The following is a 646-nucleotide window of genomic DNA, read 5'->3' as shown; positions in this document are numbered from 1 at the left end:
CGCTGTTTGGGGTCCGACGACACCCGTGCGTAGATCACGGCGCGGAGCGGGGGCGCAGCGGTCATTTACGATCACCGCCTTCGTAAGCGCGCACCAAGTCGGCCAGCGGGCCGATGAGACGCGGAACGGTGCTCTGCGCACCTCGCTCGTAGCCGTGCTGGTCGAGCACGGTCATGATGTCGATCATCAGGCCCATGGTGAAACGGTCCGGAGCATCCTCGACGGAGCCGTTTTCAGACATGACGTTTTCGCCGCCATTCGGGCGGCCGGTACCATACGGCACGGTTCCTCTTCCCTGTCTTGGAGGGTTGGGGTTCAAGGCCTTGTCCGGTGTTGGTAGCACCGGGCAAGGCCGCAAAGGCGTAGAAGAATCGTGCCTGATGACATTTCGATCCGTCAAACCGAACTCTCGAACAACGCGGTTCAGCCCCTGTCGCATCGGCGGTATCCATGAACGCAGAAGAGACCTCGCCACTGACCACCTTCCCTGTGCCGGGAGGCGCCTGGTTCTCGTCCCCGTGCCCGTCGTGGTGCGTGTCCGACCACGCGCCCGACTTGGAGGGTGCGGGCGGGCGGATGTACCCCGAGGACGTCGTCCACCGCGGCGCCCCCATCTGGCTCGGCCTTGAGGGAATGAAGGTCCTTG

1 protein-coding gene and 1 pseudogene are annotated in these 646 nt (G+C 64.2%); one reads left to right on the top strand and one right to left on the bottom strand.

All coding sequences use genetic code 11. The annotated features are described in order from the left end of the window. Positions 1-61 precede the first annotated feature (61 nt). Positions 62-283 carry a hypothetical protein gene (locus JAO81_RS44205; RefSeq protein ID WP_199553259.1) on the bottom strand — a complete coding sequence of 74 codons (222 nt, stop codon included), beginning with the start codon at positions 281-283 and terminating at the stop codon, positions 62-64. A 167-nt stretch (positions 284-450) separates the two neighbouring features. Between JAO81_RS44205 and JAO81_RS44200 the strand changes: the two are divergent. Continuing rightward, positions 451-646, top strand: a pseudogene (locus tag JAO81_RS44200) (hypothetical protein); the annotation flags it as partial.

The sequence above is a fragment of the Streptomyces sp. N35 genome (assembly GCF_016464295.1).
In the GTDB taxonomy this organism is placed as follows: domain Bacteria; phylum Actinomycetota; class Actinomycetes; order Streptomycetales; family Streptomycetaceae; genus Streptomyces.
The sequence above is the reverse complement of the archived record's forward strand: the minus strand, read 5'-3'. Positions and strand labels throughout refer to the sequence as shown.